13 protein-coding genes are annotated in these 15,987 nt (G+C 52.9%); 6 read left to right on the top strand and 7 right to left on the bottom strand.

What is annotated here, in order from left to right:
* The first annotated feature begins 12 nt into the window (after positions 1-12).
* The gene (locus ACO0LN_RS02760) at positions 13-2,076 is read left to right on the top strand and encodes a TonB-dependent receptor (RefSeq protein ID WP_422970861.1); all 2,064 of its coding nucleotides are present in this window, start codon (positions 13-15) and stop codon (positions 2,074-2,076) included.
* A 225-nt stretch (positions 2,077-2,301) separates the two neighbouring features.
* Here ACO0LN_RS02760 and ACO0LN_RS02755 read toward each other — a convergent pair whose 3' ends face one another.
* Both ACO0LN_RS02755 and ACO0LN_RS02750 read right to left on the bottom strand, forming a co-directional pair.
* The gene (locus ACO0LN_RS02755) at positions 2,302-3,459 is read right to left on the bottom strand and encodes a PepSY-associated TM helix domain-containing protein (protein ID WP_422970860.1); all 1,158 of its coding nucleotides are present in this window, start codon (positions 3,457-3,459) and stop codon (positions 2,302-2,304) included.
* Between the two features lie 248 nt (positions 3,460-3,707).
* Positions 3,708-4,718 (bottom strand): LacI family DNA-binding transcriptional regulator, encoded by a 1,011-nt coding sequence (locus ACO0LN_RS02750; RefSeq protein ID WP_422970859.1) that lies wholly within the window; start codon positions 4,716-4,718, stop codon positions 3,708-3,710.
* Here ACO0LN_RS02750 and ACO0LN_RS02745 point away from each other — a divergent pair.
* Positions 4,717-4,842, top strand: a complete 126-nt coding sequence (locus tag ACO0LN_RS02745) for a hypothetical protein (RefSeq protein ID WP_422970858.1) — start codon at positions 4,717-4,719, stop codon at positions 4,840-4,842. The genes ACO0LN_RS02750 and ACO0LN_RS02745 overlap by 2 nt on opposite strands.
* Positions 4,843-5,299: 457 nt before the next feature.
* Positions 5,300-7,771, top strand: coding sequence for a TonB-dependent receptor (locus ACO0LN_RS02740; protein ID WP_422970857.1), 2,472 nt, complete (start codon positions 5,300-5,302; stop codon positions 7,769-7,771).
* 66 nt (positions 7,772-7,837) lie between these two features.
* Here ACO0LN_RS02740 and ACO0LN_RS02735 read toward each other — a convergent pair whose 3' ends face one another.
* On the bottom strand, positions 7,838-8,503 hold the full coding sequence (locus ACO0LN_RS02735; protein ID WP_422970856.1) for a thioesterase II family protein: 666 nt from the start codon (positions 8,501-8,503) through the stop codon (positions 7,838-7,840).
* Positions 8,504-8,563: 60 nt separating this feature from the next.
* Here ACO0LN_RS02735 and ACO0LN_RS02730 point away from each other — a divergent pair, with 60 nt between their 5' ends.
* The gene (locus ACO0LN_RS02730) at positions 8,564-9,373 is read left to right on the top strand and encodes a 4'-phosphopantetheinyl transferase family protein (protein WP_422970855.1); all 810 of its coding nucleotides are present in this window, start codon (positions 8,564-8,566) and stop codon (positions 9,371-9,373) included.
* Between the two features lie 54 nt (positions 9,374-9,427).
* On the opposite strand, the gene ACO0LN_RS02725 is transcribed toward ACO0LN_RS02730, so the two are convergent.
* The 3 genes from ACO0LN_RS02725 to ACO0LN_RS02715 all read right to left on the bottom strand — a co-directional run bounded on the left by ACO0LN_RS02725 (position 9,428) and on the right by ACO0LN_RS02715 (position 13,258).
* Positions 9,428-11,704, bottom strand: a complete 2,277-nt coding sequence (locus ACO0LN_RS02725) for a molybdopterin cofactor-binding domain-containing protein (RefSeq protein ID WP_422970854.1) — start codon at positions 11,702-11,704, stop codon at positions 9,428-9,430.
* A complete protein-coding gene (locus ACO0LN_RS02720; protein WP_422970853.1) occupies positions 11,701-12,210 on the bottom strand; it encodes a (2Fe-2S)-binding protein in 510 nt (169 codons plus the stop codon). The genes ACO0LN_RS02725 and ACO0LN_RS02720 overlap by 4 nt, the downstream gene beginning before the upstream one ends.
* A 79-nt stretch (positions 12,211-12,289) precedes the next feature.
* Entirely contained in the window at positions 12,290-13,258 is a 969-nt protein-coding gene (locus ACO0LN_RS02715; protein WP_422970852.1) for a sodium-dependent bicarbonate transport family permease, read from the bottom strand.
* A gap of 93 nt (positions 13,259-13,351) precedes the next feature.
* On the opposite strand from ACO0LN_RS02715, the gene ACO0LN_RS02710 reads away from it, so the two are divergent.
* The gene (locus ACO0LN_RS02710; protein ID WP_422970851.1) at positions 13,352-14,248 is read left to right on the top strand and encodes a LysR family transcriptional regulator; all 897 of its coding nucleotides are present in this window, start codon (positions 13,352-13,354) and stop codon (positions 14,246-14,248) included.
* A gap of 8 nt (positions 14,249-14,256) precedes the next feature.
* On the opposite strand, the gene pgeF is transcribed toward ACO0LN_RS02710, so the two are convergent.
* Positions 14,257-14,979: a peptidoglycan editing factor PgeF gene (gene pgeF, locus ACO0LN_RS02705; protein ID WP_422970850.1), complete on the bottom strand. Its 723-nt coding sequence runs from the start codon at positions 14,977-14,979 to the stop codon at positions 14,257-14,259.
* A 189-nt stretch (positions 14,980-15,168) separates the two neighbouring features.
* Between pgeF and ACO0LN_RS02700 the strand changes: the two genes are divergently transcribed.
* Positions 15,169-15,972 (top strand): hypothetical protein, encoded by an 804-nt coding sequence (locus tag ACO0LN_RS02700; RefSeq protein ID WP_422970849.1) that lies wholly within the window; start codon positions 15,169-15,171, stop codon positions 15,970-15,972.
* The last annotated feature ends 15 nt before the right edge of the window (positions 15,973-15,987 follow it).

Below are 15,987 nucleotides of genomic sequence, written 5' to 3'. Positions count from 1 at the left end.
GATGTATTAATTATGCACGTAAAACCTTTTTCACTGATACTCCCGGCCTTGCTAGGTCAGGCTTATAGCCATGCAGTGATGGCGCAAAGCACGACACAAAATGACTTGCCTTTAATTGAAGTCAAGGCTCAGTCCAGGCCAGCAGCTACCCGGGTAAGCGGTGCCAGCAAAACCAATGGCATTTTGCTGGAAACCCCACAGTCGATATCTGTCGTCAATAATGAAGACTTGCGCGACCGTGCAGCCAACAGCAGCAAGGACGCACTGGCCTATACGCCCGGCATTATCGCCGGGCAAGGCGAAGGCCGCCGCGATGAATTTTATATACGTGGCTTTTACTCCCCACGTGAAACCCTGCTCGATGGCATGCGTGACGACAGCCTGTATTTCCGCGATCTTGCCACCACCGACAAAATCGAAGTCATCAAGGGTGCGACAGCCGCCTTGTATGGCCGTGGCGCAGCCGGGGGCCTGATCAACCGCATTACCAAAAAGCCTCAGGCCAAACAAGACAATGAAATTTCACTGGCCCTGGGTTCGAACAGCCAGCGCAGGCTCAGTGTCGATGCAGGTGGTGCCCTGAGTAATGAGCTCAATGCCCGCCTGATTGCAGCCTATGATGCGGGTGACAGTTACCGCAATATTGTTGATCATAAGCGCACGCTGCTGGCACCATCGCTGTCATGGAATATCAGCCCTCAAACCAGCTTGCTGCTGCAGACTGAAATACAGCGCGAAGACCACACGCCTGATCGTGGCATACCATCGGTGAATGGACGTGCCGTGGCGGTTGATGCCAGCACATTTTATGGTGAAAAATTTGACTTCACCAAAACCAATAGTGATCTGTTTAAAGCAAGGTTGGAACACAAGTTCAATCAGCAACTTAGTCTGGTCAACAACCTGCAATACAGCCAGACTGATCTTGATGGCGTGAACGCCCGCAACCGGCGCGTGAATGCAGACAACACCGTATCGCGCCAGATTACCTATTTCCCCATACAGCAAAAAAATCTGGTCAACCAGACTGAACTGACTTACGCGATCGGCAACCATCTGTTGCTGGCTGGCCTGGAATTATCCCAGCAAAAGCGCGATTCCCTGGTCAGGCAAACCGGCACGGCTTACCCTGTGGATTTATACCGCCCCCAGCAATTGCTGGCCGCTCCTGACTTCAGGGCTTTGCCTGTGGCCATAGACAGCCGCTTCAATGCCGACACCACTGCCCTGTACCTGCAGGATCAGATTGCCTTGACGAATGAATGGGACATACTGCTCGGTGGCCGCTTTGACCAGTTCAAGCAAAAGCAAACCAACAGGCTGCTCAACAATGCCGTCAGTGAACGTACCGATAATCTGTTCTCACCACGTATGGGGCTGGTGTATAAAATCACGCCGCAACAGTCTGCCTATGCCACGATCAGTCGCTCACATCAGCCTGCCGGTGGTGATTTACTGTACACCGGTAGCAATCCGCTGAGCCAGGTCAAGCCCCTGAAGACTGACCTGCAGGAAATCGGCTTGAAGCAAGAGTGGCTGGATAAACGCCTGTACACCAGCATCGCCTTGTTCAGGGTGGAGCAAAGCAATCAATTGACTGCTGATCCAACTGACCTGACAGGTTTGCGTCAGTTGCAAATTGGCCGTCAGCGCAACCAGGGGCTGGAGCTTGAACTGCAGGGACAACTGTTCAGCGCTACCCAGGTCAATGCGAGCTATACCTATAACGATGCAAAAATCGTCGCATCGAATGATATACGCATAGGCAATCGCGCAGAAATGACACCGACGCACAATGCCAGTCTGTGGTTAAAGCAAAGTTTCAGCAAGAACTGGAGTGCCGGTGCAGGCATCATTGCCCATAGCGAGCAGTATGCCCTGACTGACAATACGGTACGTCTGCCGGGTTACGCCCGGGTCGATCTGGCACTGACTTATATGCAAGCCCGTTATGACATTACCCTGAAACTCAATAACCTCGGCAATACCCGCTATATGGAGTCAGCCAACAATAATGTGCAGATACAGCCTGGCGCACCGTTCAATGCCTATCTGGTGTTGAATACACGCTTCTAGTGGACTGTAACAGTGAAATCGAGAGTGAAGGACATGTGCCCGGCGCATCAGGGCAAGACGCAAAACACAGCGATAGCGGGGCTATCGCGAGTATTTGCAACGCAGCCATGATCGTCGCGCACATGACAGGCACTCCGATTTCCACTGTGACAGTCCACTAGACACAGGGTCTTGAATGCCCCTCCCTGGCAAGGCGAGCCGGGTGCATCGCGCATCCGGTTTTTTTTATTTGTTCTTGCGCTTGCGCCACATGCGCCAGCCTGTCAGCATCAAAACCAGTGGAACCAGACCAAAGCATGAAATGAATATCCGGCCTGGCATGCCAAAGGCGATGCCGCTATGCAGGGGAAACAACCAGGCCAGGAAACGGTCGCCAGCCTGTCCCTGTAGCGGGTCGGCAACCCGGATGATACGTCCAGTGCCGGCATCTACACTGACCCTGCTGGCGCCATCGCCGCTATGCATTTCCTGGGGCTGGCGCAGACGGATTTCATACACGGCAGCAGAAGCCGATGGCAAACCCAGGCGCGAAATTCTGGCATGCGGGAATACGCCTTGTGCTATCAGCATGGCTTGTACAGCAGTGATGTGCTGACCGGGAAGCACATGTGCATCTCCCGGCTTGCGTGCCTGTGTCACCGGCATTACTTTGCCTATGACGGGCAATATCCATTGTGGCTGATTGAAATAGGCACCAGAAAATCCCAGCAGCAGGAGCACAGGCAAGGCAAAAAATCCCAGCACGCGGTGCAGGCGAAAATTGATGGCCGCCGGGGTTGCCGCCAGATTGATTGTCAGAGTCTGTCGCAAGGTTTTCCAGTTGGGCCTGGGCAGCCATAAAAACAGGCCAATGAGCGACATCAGCACGAGCATGATGCCGCTGACTGCGATCACGGTCTTACCGGTATCACCCAGTAAAACATAACGGTGCAAGTGATACAGGCTTGGTATCAGCAAGCTTACTGAGATGCCGTATTGCCCCCAGTTGCGTTCACCTTTCACTTCCAGCGTGAGCGGATCAAGCATGACCTGGCGTGACCAGTCCTGGCTAAACGCAGACTTGCCGGTAGCTGCTCTGGCAGGATACCAGGCAGTAATGACATCTGCCGTAGTGGCAGGCAGCATCAATTGCCTGGGCTTGCCATAAGCGGGATTGGCTGTCAGTATATCCAGCGCAGCCTGTACCATTTCTGGCTCGATGGGTTCAGCAGTGTAAGTTTGCCGTCCAGTGCTGAACAGGGCTGGATTGAGTGCGTGATCAAGCTCATGCATCCAGCAGATGATGCTGCCCGTGAGCCCCAATAGCACGAATACACTGCCAAACGTGAGCGCCAGCCACAAATGCAAACGCCGCAATACCGTGCGTGCCGACTTAGGCAACATAAACAGTCCCGAAATAGCGACTATTTGAGATCATGTGAAACTGGGATTTGCAGGTAAACATCGTGAATATCCAGACTGAGAAAAAATGGCTGGCTATTCTTGGGGAAACAGGAAAATGCTGGCTGTAATGGAGGCTGCTTATTGAATGGCACCAGATAGCAGCGCTGCCACTATCTTATCTAAAACAGCCAGGCAGATCAATGATAGTTAAGGGCTAACAGCCGCGATGCGGCTAAACGCCATCACATTCAAGTCTGCCTGACCACCAGCATGGTCTGCAAGACCTCGGACTCGACCGGCTCTTCGTTGATGAGACCAAGGATTTTCTTGGCGAGCAGAATGCCACCGTCGCGCAGGTATTGGTGTACGCTGGTCAGTGCCGGGATGAAGCTGGCAGCACCTGGGGTATCGTCATAGCCGATGATAGATACCTGGCCGGGCACGCTCATATCTGCTTCGGTAATTGCACGTATCGCGCCCATGGCTAGCAAGTCGCTGGCGGCGAAGACGGCATCGAAGGTTTTGTCCTTTTTATCCAGGTAGGCAGACATGCAGTCAAACCCGGCTTCAAAGGTAAACGCCTTGGGGCGCAGAATGGTGACGGCATGCTGCTGTTCACCCAGGGCTTCCATAAAACCAGCGCAACGTTCCTGCACTTCGGCGTGGTCAATATCACCGATGAACAAGAGTTTGCGCCGCCCTTGCTGGATAAAACGCTCAGCCACGCTGGCACCGCCCTTGCGGTTATCACTACCAACGACGATGCCAGGTTGGTTTGCATCCGGTGCGCCCCAGATGACCAGCGGCAGGCCGGAACGTTGCAAGCGATGCACAGCCTCCCCATGGGAGCCCTGGCCCAACAAGATCATGCCATCAGCGCCTTGTACAGGTGGCGTGTCGATGAGTTGCATGGAAGTCAGCACCACGCTATACCCTGCCGTGGTCAACTCCTGCGTGATGCCGCCCAATAATTCCAGCGGATAAGGGTCAGACATGGGCCTGTCATTGGCAGGCGTCATCTCCACCACCACGGCCACAGAATGGCTGCGGCCCAGGCGCAAATTGCGGGCACTGACGTTGAAGCGGTAGCCCTGCTCTTCTGCAATCTTGCGGATTTTTTCACGCGTCTCTACCGTCACCAGCGGGCTGTTACGCAAGGCACGCGACACCGTAATGGTCGAAACCCCGGCAATGGCTGCCAGGTGTTCCATCGTTACCCCGGATTCGGGATGAGGTGTGCTGCGTTTTTTTGCCGACATGCAAAGACCTTATGAACAATTGCCAGATGTAGAAATTTCGGGTGCAGTGATTTCAGCTTCGGGCAAGCTCAGCACTATGTCTGACTTTGCCCCTCTGAAACTGATTATTTCCCGCGCATTATGACAGAGCTTGTTTGGCTGCGATATATCCCCCTATATCCCCCTTCGACGCTGCGCAAAGTGAACACCCCCTTCTCCTCTATCGCTGCCGCACAACACAGGGGCAAATCAGGTAAAAACACGTCAGAAATTTTGCGGTGCTCATGCCAGCATCTGTACTGGCAAGTTAGTCAGCGTTTCATTTCCCATTGGAAATTTTTGTATTTTTAACCAATAAATTTATCTGTGTCGAATAAATGACATCGATAACATTTCAATTGACATCGATAACATTTATTGTTTCAATGAGCTTGTTTTTACATCTCGTCACTTGAGTACCAGGGAAACAGGCCGCATAAAAAACCAGGCCAGGCTCATTTAGGAAGTGGCAAGAGGCAACAATGCGTATCATGGAAAATGAACGTATTGCCCTTGAACGGATGTTAGGGACGACAAACTTTAATAATATTCAGGAGCACAACATGAACTGCAACAAGCCCTTCCGCTTGTCGGCGATTACTATCGCCATGATGACATTATTGAGCCAGGCCCAAGCCCAGGTCGCCAGCAATCCAGATACCAACACCACTGCCGCTGCTGCCAATACTGCAGCGCCAGCCAAGGCAGATGAAGTCCAGCAAATCGTCGTGACAGGTAATGCCCGCAACGGTGGCCAGCGCAAGATCGATGCGTCTTATTCCATCACGACTGCGAATGAAGAACAACTGAAACAGGCAGCTCCCAGCAGCACTGCTGATCTGCTGAAAATCGTACCCGGCATTTATGCCGAATCCAGCGGCGGTAATGCCGGTGCCAATATAGGCGTACGTGGTTTCCCTATCGACGGTGATGCGCCGTTTGTGACCATACAAATGAATGGCTCGCCTTTGTTCCCGCCGCCTACCCTGTCTTTCCTGGAAGGTTCATCCTTGTTCCGTATTGATGACACGGTTGAGCGGGTAGAAGTCTTGCGCGGTGGCCCCAGCCCTATCTTCTCGAATGGCCAGCCTGGCGCGACGATGAACTTCCTGCTCAAGAAAGGCCGCGATGTGGCAGAAGGCAGTTTGCGTGCGACTGTGGGCACGGGCAATCTGCGCCGCATCGACGGCTATTATGGCGGCAAGATTGCTGATGGCTGGTATGGCACCATAGGCGGATTTTACCGCGTAGCACAAGGCGTGCGTGACGGGCAATACCCGGCAGACGATGGCGGGCAAATCACTGCCAGCGTCACCAGAAAGCTGGACCAGGGCGAGCTGACTTTTTATGCGCGTACCGTCAATGACAAAAATACTTTCTATACTGGGGTGCCGCTGATCTCTGCCAGCTCTGCGGGTGGCAAGCCAACGGCTTTCCCTGGCTTTGATCCTTTGACAGGCTCCCTGTACAGCAATGAATTGCGCAATGTCGCGCTGGAAGTCGGCTCTGGCCAGGTCATCAATAAAGACCTGGCAAATGGCCGCGGCCTGCAGGCCAATCTGTTTGGCGTGGATTTTTCGCAAACCATCAATGGCTGGAATATCAGCAACAAGCTCAATCATTTTTCTGGTGACGCACCTACCCTGGCAATCTTCACCGGCAACAGCCCGGTGAGCATGTCCAGCTATATCAATAGCGCTATCCAGTCTGCCAATGGCCAGGCCAACGTAGTAGCTGCAGCAGGTGGCAAGCAGGCTGTGTCGGGTACGGCAAATTATCTGAATGGCGGTGCAGCAGTGGCGGGTGACCAGCAAGTAATGTCTGCCGGTATCTGGTCAGTAGAAAAGAAACTGAGTTCTTTTACGGATGAACTGCGCATCAGCAAAGAGATCGTCAAAGACCATACATTTACCGCCGGTCTGTACTACGCTGACTATTCATCCAAGGACATGTGGTATCTGGGTAATAGCGTGCTGATGACAGCAACACCAAATGCCCGCCCTATCAATGTACAGTTGAATAATGGCGTGATAGTCAGCGGCAATGGACATGATGGCGCATCTTTCTACACCTTGAATGAAAATTTCTCGGCACAGAACACGGCGTTTTACCTGGCAGATGAATGGAAGATCAATGACCGCATCCGCGTTGATGCTGGTGTACGTACCGAGAACCGCCGTTTGAATGGTGTTATCTCGAATCCAAAATCAGTGGATCTGGATAATAACCCGCTGACCCTGTATAACAACAGCGCATCAGTGCTGAGCGGCAGCAATACTCCGGTCGATCGTTCTGACAATGAAGTGTCTTATACACTCGGTGGCAATTACAAGGTGTCAGAAAATTTCAGTGTATTTGCACGCCTGAATTCTGGCTTTGCCCTGCCACAGTTCGACACCATACGCGACAATGGCGTGAATGCACCTGTGACCAAGGTAAAGCAATATGAGATAGGCTTGAAGAGCGTGTCGGAATATTTCAGCGCCTACCTGACCTTCTTCCACAATACCTTCACTGGCCTGCCCTTCCAGCAATTCTTGGCAGATGGCCGCAATGTGAATGCGATAGGTGGCTCCAGCGGCTCAGGCCTGGAATTTGAAGTGGCTGCACGCCCGATCAAGAATTTCCAGATTTCCCTGAGCGGTGCCTATCAGAAATCGAAGTATGAAAACTATGGCGCCAATACTGGCAATGAAGTGAAGCGTCAGCCTAAGTTGCAATTCCGCCTGTCACCAAGCTACCGTATCCCGCTCGACAATGGTGATATCAAACTGTATGGCACCTATACCCATGTCGATGCACGCTTTGCCGATGCAGAAAACCAGCAATCCCTGCCCAAGTATTACACGCTGGATGCAGGCATCCTGGTGGGTCTGGGTGACAACCTGGAATTCCGTCTGGCTGGCACCAACCTGAGCAATCAGCTCGGTCTGACGGAAGGTAATTCCCGCGTCATAGGCAGTGGCAGCAGCGTGGTCTTTGCCCGCCCTATCTTTGGTCGTGCGATTGAGGCGTCTGTGCTGTATCGCTTCTAAAACCGGTCTAAAACTGGTTTGTATCGATAATCAAGCGTGGTCCTGCCAGGGCCACGCTTTTTTCATTCAGGCGATCAGGCTTTGCACTTTTTTGACTTCATCAAACAGGAAGAAATGTCCGCCTGCAAAGCTATGTACTTCAGGCGTATTCACAAAACATTCCGCCCAGGCCAGACCATCGGCCAGCGCTATTCGGTCATCTTGCCCCAGCAGCACTCGCACAGGTACATCATGCTGTCGCTGGCTGCCATCAACATAGGCCTCTGCTGCGCCTATGTCTGCGCGCAGGATAGGCTCAAATAATTCCATCAATTGCGGCTCTGACAGCACTTCTGCCGAGATGCCGCCCATGTTTGCCACCCATTCCAAAAATTCCTTGTGCGGCAGTTCTGCATGATGTTCTGAAGCGCGGCAATGTGGTGCGGCGACGCCTGACAACACCAGTCTTTGTGGCAGGCGGGCACCCAGTTCCACCAGCCTGTCCAGCATGGCCAGCGCGATATAGGCCCCCATACTGTGTCCAAACAGAACATAAGGTTTGCCAGCGCTTGCACGCAAAGTAGGTTCGAGCAGGGCCGCTACCATCTCGGGTATGCTGTGCATCAATGGCTGGCGCATATTACTGCCATGTCCCGGTGGGTCAAGCACCAGCCACTCATGTGCATGTTCACGCGACAGTTTTGCATAGCTATAGCTGCTGCCACCGGCGAATGGGTAGGCGATGATTTTCAATATACTATTCCTTTATCGGCGTTCTGAATATAATGCGGCACCAGTGAATATAACCTGTCCATGACTACCCACACAAAGAATATGTACCCAAATCCGGCAGCAGAAATATGGATAGCCAGACTCGATCACCTGCGCATCTACAGAGCCTGCTTGCAAACCCTGCTAACGAGCGCAGAACAAATACGTGCCCAACGCTATCTGCAACAGGATGACAGGGACAGGTACCTGGGTGGCCGTGCACTGGTGAAACTGGCAGCAGGAAAAATGACTGGCGTCCTGCCTGAAGAGATATCAATTATCACTGCTGCTACGGGCAAACCATCCGTCAGCTTCGTCAATGACAATATTGTGGTTCCTGCCATCAGCATTTCTCACGCTGGTCAACTGGTCGTGGTGGCCTTGCAATATGGCGCAGAGTTGGGCGTGGATGTCGAATTATTTAACCATGATGTCAATCTGGATGATTTGATGGGTGTGGTTTGCAGCAAGGAAGAAATTGCGGAAATCAACCTGGCCGACGACAAAACCAGGAGACAGAAGTTTTATGAATTCTGGGTGTTAAAAGAAGCTTATCTGAAAGCCACTGGTGAAGGCTTGTCGGCAGATGCGCGCAAACTGGTGTTCAGTGTGGATGCGGTATCGAAGGTCAGCTTATTACAAGCGCCTGATAACAGCAGTGTCAGGCAGTGGGAGTTTTTACTCAGGCAATATGATGAAAAACATTTGATCGCGCTGGCAAACCAGAAGCCAACATCCCTAAAACCCTCTGAAAAAAACACTGAAAAACAAGTTCAGACACTACAAGATAATGCGTCATTCAAGGACGCATTATCTTTGTTCACTGAGTATTGCGAAAACCGCAAACAATAATCGGCCAGTGCATCAATTCATCAGCGCATCAATACATCAAAATTTTTGCCAGCGTCAACTCCAGCTCAAATCCGTATGCGTCAACGGCAACTGCCTGACCCGCTTGCCCGTCGCTGCAAAAATCGCATTACACACCGCCGGTGCCAGCGGCGGGAAGGCTGGCTCACCCAGACCCGTCACAGGAAAATCCGTCTTCAGGAAATGCGCCTCAATCTTGGTATAACTATCCTTGATGCGCAGCAGCGGGTATTCATTGAAATTACCCTGCACGACACGGCCGCGCTGAATATCGAGTTCAGGATACATCAGGGTACTGATACCATCCAGCACTGAGCCATATACCTGATGCTCGGCACCGCTGAGATTGACTATCTGCGAACCTATATCGGTCACCACCACCACCCTGTCAACCTTGAGCTCACCCTGTTTGCTGACGGTCACCTCGGCCACCTCGGCAATATAACCACGGTGGCTGAAATGGAAGGCAATGCCCTGACCCTGGCCGCGCGGGAATTTCTTTTTACCCCAGTCTGCCCTGGTTGCCACTTCTTGCAAGACACGCTTCATGCGGCCCACATGGTAGGGCTGGCCTCGCTCGCCTGTACCTGGCACGATTTCTTTATCACCGAGGATGTCGAGGCGGAACTGCACGGGGTCACGCCCTGCTGCATGCGCCAGCTCATCAATAAAACTATGAAAGACCCAGGCAAACACATTGCTGCCCGGTGCCCGCCATGGGCCCATGGGGATATTGCATTCCATCAGCGTCTGTTCAAGCAGGCAATTGTCGAGCCAGCGGCCAGGAAATTCATCTCCTGACAAACCGGCACCGCTGCCCGCCTGAAATTGCGGCTTGCCGTCCCGCATGACCTTGTTGCCAAAACTCACAAAGTGGTTATGCCAGGCAGTGAGCTTGCCCTTGTCATCCACTGCACCACGCAAGAAGTGAAAACCACCTGCACGGAAATGATCATGCCGCATATCGTCTTCGCGTGACCAGGTCAGTTTGACGGGTGCATTGACGCGTTTGGCAATCGCTGCAGCTTCGACGATAAAATCAGAACTCAGGCGGCGGCCAAAGCCACCACCGCTGCGGGTAATGTGCAGCTTGATTTTTTCCTTGGGCATGGTCAGAACTTCAGCCACCAGATTCTGGCCAGACTCAGGCAACTGGGTTGGCGCCCATATCTCAAGACTGCTGTCTTTTGCGTTATACGCAGCCGTGCAATTTTGTGGCTCCATGCTCGCATGCGAGATAAAGGCGTAGGAATAGGCAGCTTCCACCGTCTTGGTGGCTTTACCCATGGCGGCAGTAACATCACCATCCTTGCGCAAAGTGACAGTGCCCGGCTGGCCAGAGAGTTTTTTGGCTTGCTCGGCAAAGCCAGCCCAGCTCTCAGCCGCGCCCTTGCCTTCATCCCATTTCACTTCCAGCAGCTTGCGGGCGCTGAAGGCTGCCCAGGTGGTTTCGGCAATTATCGCCACGCCGGGCATGAGACCACGCAGATTGTCCGTACCCTCAATGACAAAGGCATCCTTGATGCCAGGCTGCTTCTTGATGTGGTCGAGATTGGCGCTGACGACCTTGCCACCAAATACCGGACATTTTTCATAGACTGCATATAGCATGCCGGGCAATTTCACATCAATGCCAAACAGCGGTTTGCCGGTGACGATGGCCGCATTATCAACCCCGCCTATGCGCGTGCCCAGTAGCTTGAATTGCGCCGGGTCCTTGAGTTTGACATCCTTGGCATCTGGCACAGGCAATGTAGCAGCTTTAGCGGCCAATGCCGCATACGTCAGTTTGCGATTGCTGGCCGCATGGTACACGGCACTGTCAGCCGCATGACATTCAGACGCTGGCACATTCCAGGTCTGTGCAGCAGCACTGACCAGCATGGTGCGTGCCGTAGCACCCAACCTGTGGAATTCATTGTAATTGGTTGGTGTGGAAGTTGAACCACCGGCACCCTGGCTACCGTAAGCAGGATTAAGATCACCCTGGATGATGCGCACATCCTTCCAGTTCACTTCCAGCTCTTCGGCTATCACCATAGGCAGCGAAGTCTTGATGCCCTGGCCTATCTCTGGCTGTTTGGATACCAGGGTCACGGTGCCGTCACTGCCTATGCGTATCAGGGCATGCGGCACAAAGTCAGTTGATGACGGCAATGCAGCAGGCTTGCTGATCTGCGCCAGTGCACTATCGCCAGCACCAAGGTAGGCCAGTACCAGGCCACCGCCTGTGAATGCTGACATGCGTAAAAAGTCACGGCGTGCCGTAGAGCTGACTTTTGGCTCAACAGAAATATTTGCAGGTTTATTCATTTCGCCACCTTCTTCTTGCCAATATTGCCACTCTTGCCGCTATTGCCATCAGCGAGCTCAGCCGCTCTATGTATGCCTGCCCGTATGCGTATATAGGTCGCACAGCGACACAGGTTGCCGCCCATGGCAGCATCGATATCAGCATCAGTAGGATGGGGCTTGTCTTTGAGCAAGGCGGCAGCCGACATGATCTGGCCAGCCTGGCAATAGCCGCATTGCGGCACGTCCAGCTCTTGCCAGGCGGCTTGCAGCGGGTGCGTGGCCTTGGCGTCCAGGCCTTCTATGGTGGTGATTTTTTGTTTACCTAGCGAAGATACCGGCACCATGCAGGATCGAGTGGGTGAGCCATTGATATGCACGGTACAGGCGCCGCACTGCCCCACACCGCATCCATATTTGGTGCCAACCAGGTTCAGGCTGTCGCGCAGCGCCCATAATAAGGGGGTATCGGGGGCGACATCTACGGCCTGCAACTGGCCATTAATATTCAGGGTATGTTTGCTCATGCTGAGTCCGCTAAAGTTGAACAAGTCCAATCAGGCATGCAAGATTGTATGCTTTTTAGGCAAATCAGGTGAGGCAGTTTCAAATCAATACACGATGAGCGATTGTCATGTACAAAGGGATACCGAGCAAGATATTGAATGGGAAGGTCATACCCAGTGACATGCCCAAATACAGTGCTGGTGAAGCTTCAGGAATAGCAAAGCGCAAAACCGCCGGTACTGCAATATAGGAGGCACTGGCAGCAAGGACCATCAACAGCGCGGCGTCCCCGGCAGGCAAGCTGAACAAGGCAGCCAGAACCAATGCAATTCCAGCGTGGACCAGCGGCGCCAGCAAGGAATAGGCAATCAGCAAGGGAGACTTTCCACGCAATTGTCCCAGGTTGCGTGCAGCCTTTAAACCCATATCAAGCAGAAAAAACGCCAGCATCCCTTTGAACAAGTCGCCAGAAAATGGCTGCATCGATGCCTTGCCCGCTTCACCGGAAAGTATGCCCACCAGCATGGCCCCCAACAACAGCAACTGCGCACCGTCCGTCAAAGACTCGTGCAGTATCTTGCCCAGTGTAGGCACACCACCGGGCTCACCAGCATTCGCATGGCGCTTGCGCACTGTATTTGCCACGATCACGGCGAACAGTATCGCTGGCGACTCCATCAGTGCCATCGCAGCCGCCATGTGGCCACCATAATGCAAACCATGGGTATCCATGTACTGCACCGCCGTAATAAACGTGACCGCGCTGACTGAACCGTAAGTCGCCGCCACAGCAACGGCATCAAGGGCTGGCAAAATTCGCTTCAAGGCCAGATAAGACAATGCGGGAACAATTAGCGCCAATGCAACCGCGCAGCCCAGGCTGGTTACCAGTTGCAAGTTGAGGCCAGAATGCGCCAGCGCAAAACCGCCCTTCAACCCCAGGGCCATGAGTAAATACAAAGACAGAAATTTAGCAATCTGCGAGGGTATCTCCAGATTTGATTTCATCAAACCAGCCAGGATGCCAAAGATAAAAAAGAGGATGGCGGGGTCAAGTAAGCTCTGCATATCTGCCTTAAGAATATCGTTGGCAGGCATGGTAAGCGCAGGCCATCATAAGGTAAAATCAATTTTATAAACTTCAATCATAGATAAAAACCTATGAACATCACCTTTAGACAATTGCAGATATTCATACGCCTGGCAGAGCTGCGCAGCATTAGTGCTGTTGCACGCGTCTGTCACGTGACACAACCCACGGTGTCCATGCAACTGAAAGAAATGACTGACACCATAGGCATGCCCCTGTATGAAGTGATAGGCAAAAAACTCTACCTGACCAAGGCAGGCGAAGAATTGGCGAGTACCGCCCGCAGCCTGGCGCATGAATGGGGCAGCTTTGAACAGCAAATCGCAGCCATGAAAGGTTTGACCGAGGGCAGCCTGCGCGTGGCCGTGGTCAGCACCGCGAAATACTTTATCCCGCGCATGCTGGGCGATTTTTGCAGGGAATATCCAGAAATTGATATCGCACTTGAAGTGCAAAACCGTGACGGCGTCGTTGAGCGCCTGAGAAACAATTTGGACGATATCTACATCATGTCCACACCCCCTAAGGACATCGACGTCGTCAAACAAGTATTCTTGCCAAATCCACTGGTCGTGGTTGCACCCTTGCAGCATCCTCTGGCGGGAAAAAAACGGCTGCAATTTGCCCAGTTATTAAATGAACGCTTTATCCTGCGTGAGCGGGGCTCTGGCACCAGGCTGGCGTGTGAACACTACTTTAGTGAGAATAAGGTCGCACCCGTGGTCAGACTGGAACTCGGCAGCAACGAGGCGATCAAACAAGCAGTTGCTGCCGATATGGGGCTGACCATTCTGTCACGCCATGCGCTGGGCGATCATTTGACTGATCAAAACCTGAGCGTTCTGGACGTCAAGGATTTTCCCATCATGTCGAACTGGTATATCGTTCACCTGCAAGGCAAACGCCTGTCCCCCATTGCCAGCAATTTTCTTGGCTACCTGAGCCAGCACGCACAAGACAAGGTTTAGAAATCATATCAAGGCAAAATCACCAGCCCTGAATGTTGAAAAGAATTACGGTCACCACGGCGATAACTGCGATAAACATACTTGCCTTCTGCTGTCCTGCTGCACATGGTGCAAGGCACGTCATGGTCTATCTCGCTGATACCGATTTGCTGCAAGGCACGCCTGGCAAGTACATTCAAATCTACATGACGGTAACGCGGGTTGATGGCTGTGGCATCCAGGTCAGGGAATTGCCGTACAAAATCCGCCGCCAGTTCTTCGCTGACTTCAAAACAGCATGGGCCTATATGCGCACCGATGGCAGCCACCCAGTCTTGCGGCTGCTCGCCCTGTGCGGCCAGCTCCTGCCACAAGGTTTGAACCACACCACCGACGATGCCACGCCAGCCTGCATGTGCGACTGCTATCATCTTGCCGTCACGCCTGGCCATTAACACCGGCACGCAATCCGCAGTAATCACAGTGACTGGTATGCCCGGCAGGCGCGTGAAAAAAGCATCTGCATCGCCACATTGCTGGGATTGTTCTGTCACCTCCACCACGCGTATGCCATGTACCTGCAGCTTGTTGGGCACAGTATCCCAATACCCGCTGAGACTGGCGGGGACAAAGTCACGGGCATTGCCAAAGCCATAGCGTATGCCGGGAATACTGGAAAGAACGCTGCTGTCGTGTTGACTATGGTGGCTGTGGTGGCTATGTTGGCTGCGATGGCGGTGATGCAGGGACAAGGCTGGCTCCGGTAAATTTGTTCAGAGCAAGATTTTAGCGACTTTCTTGTCCGGTATGTACAACAGGTTTCACTTTTAAATACCCGCACCTGTATCTATGCAGGAACTTAGTGGTAAAGCATCAGTCTGAATCCAGAATTCAGCACTGCAAATTTCAAATCTTATCTATCCTCATACCGCGAGACAATAATGCGTTCAATAGTATTCCCTGCCCTGGTCCTGCTATTTGCCAGCTTCAACCATGCACAGGCTACCACTGAGACCCTGTCCCCCGGCAAAACCCTGTCACGCATCGCCCTGTTAAAGGAAGGCACACATCACTACCTGCGCTATTTCAAGAGTGGCGACAGCAATGTCCCTCTTGATATCTGGTCGCGCGAAGTACAAATCACAGAGCAAAATAGCGAAAAGCGCATACGCATACGCCAGCGCTGGGATGGCGCAGCCATACCGCCCAGCGCAGCTGCGGCCACACAGGCCACCCAAGCCAACAGCACAGCGACTACCAAGCTCCTCGATTCATGGGCACAGTTCCCCAGCTTTACCCCTATCAGCCATGAACGCATCACCGACAAGGACGGCAAACACCTGGTAGAAGGCTTCACCTTCAGCGCCGACGAGATCACGGGCATGAAAGATCTCGCCAACAATAGCCAAAAAGATTTTGTCATGCCATCTGCCGTAGCCACCTACAATTTTGAAACCGACATCGAATTCCTGCAGACCCTGCCGCTGGCAGCAGGCTATGAAGCCAGGGTCAACTTCTACCACCCTGGCAGCCCTACTGCCCCAGCCTACTACAGCTTCAAGGTAGCAGGTGAAGAAAGCATCCCCGGGCCAGCTGGCAATGTCGATTGCTGGCTGGTGACCACCGATTACAACAGGCCAGGTACAGTCACCAAATTCTGGTTTGCCAAGCAAAGCCAGATCATGTTGCGACAAGAAGCCAAAATGCCCGATGGCCGCACTTTGGTAAAGACACTGATAGATTAATCGCTGTATAAGCGG

Origin of the sequence: Undibacterium sp. TC9W (assembly GCF_049339865.1) — a bacterium.
Lineage (GTDB): Bacteria > Pseudomonadota > Gammaproteobacteria > Burkholderiales > Burkholderiaceae_D > Undibacterium.
Note: the sequence above shows the minus strand (reverse complement) of the source record. Positions and strands in the feature narration are given on the sequence as shown.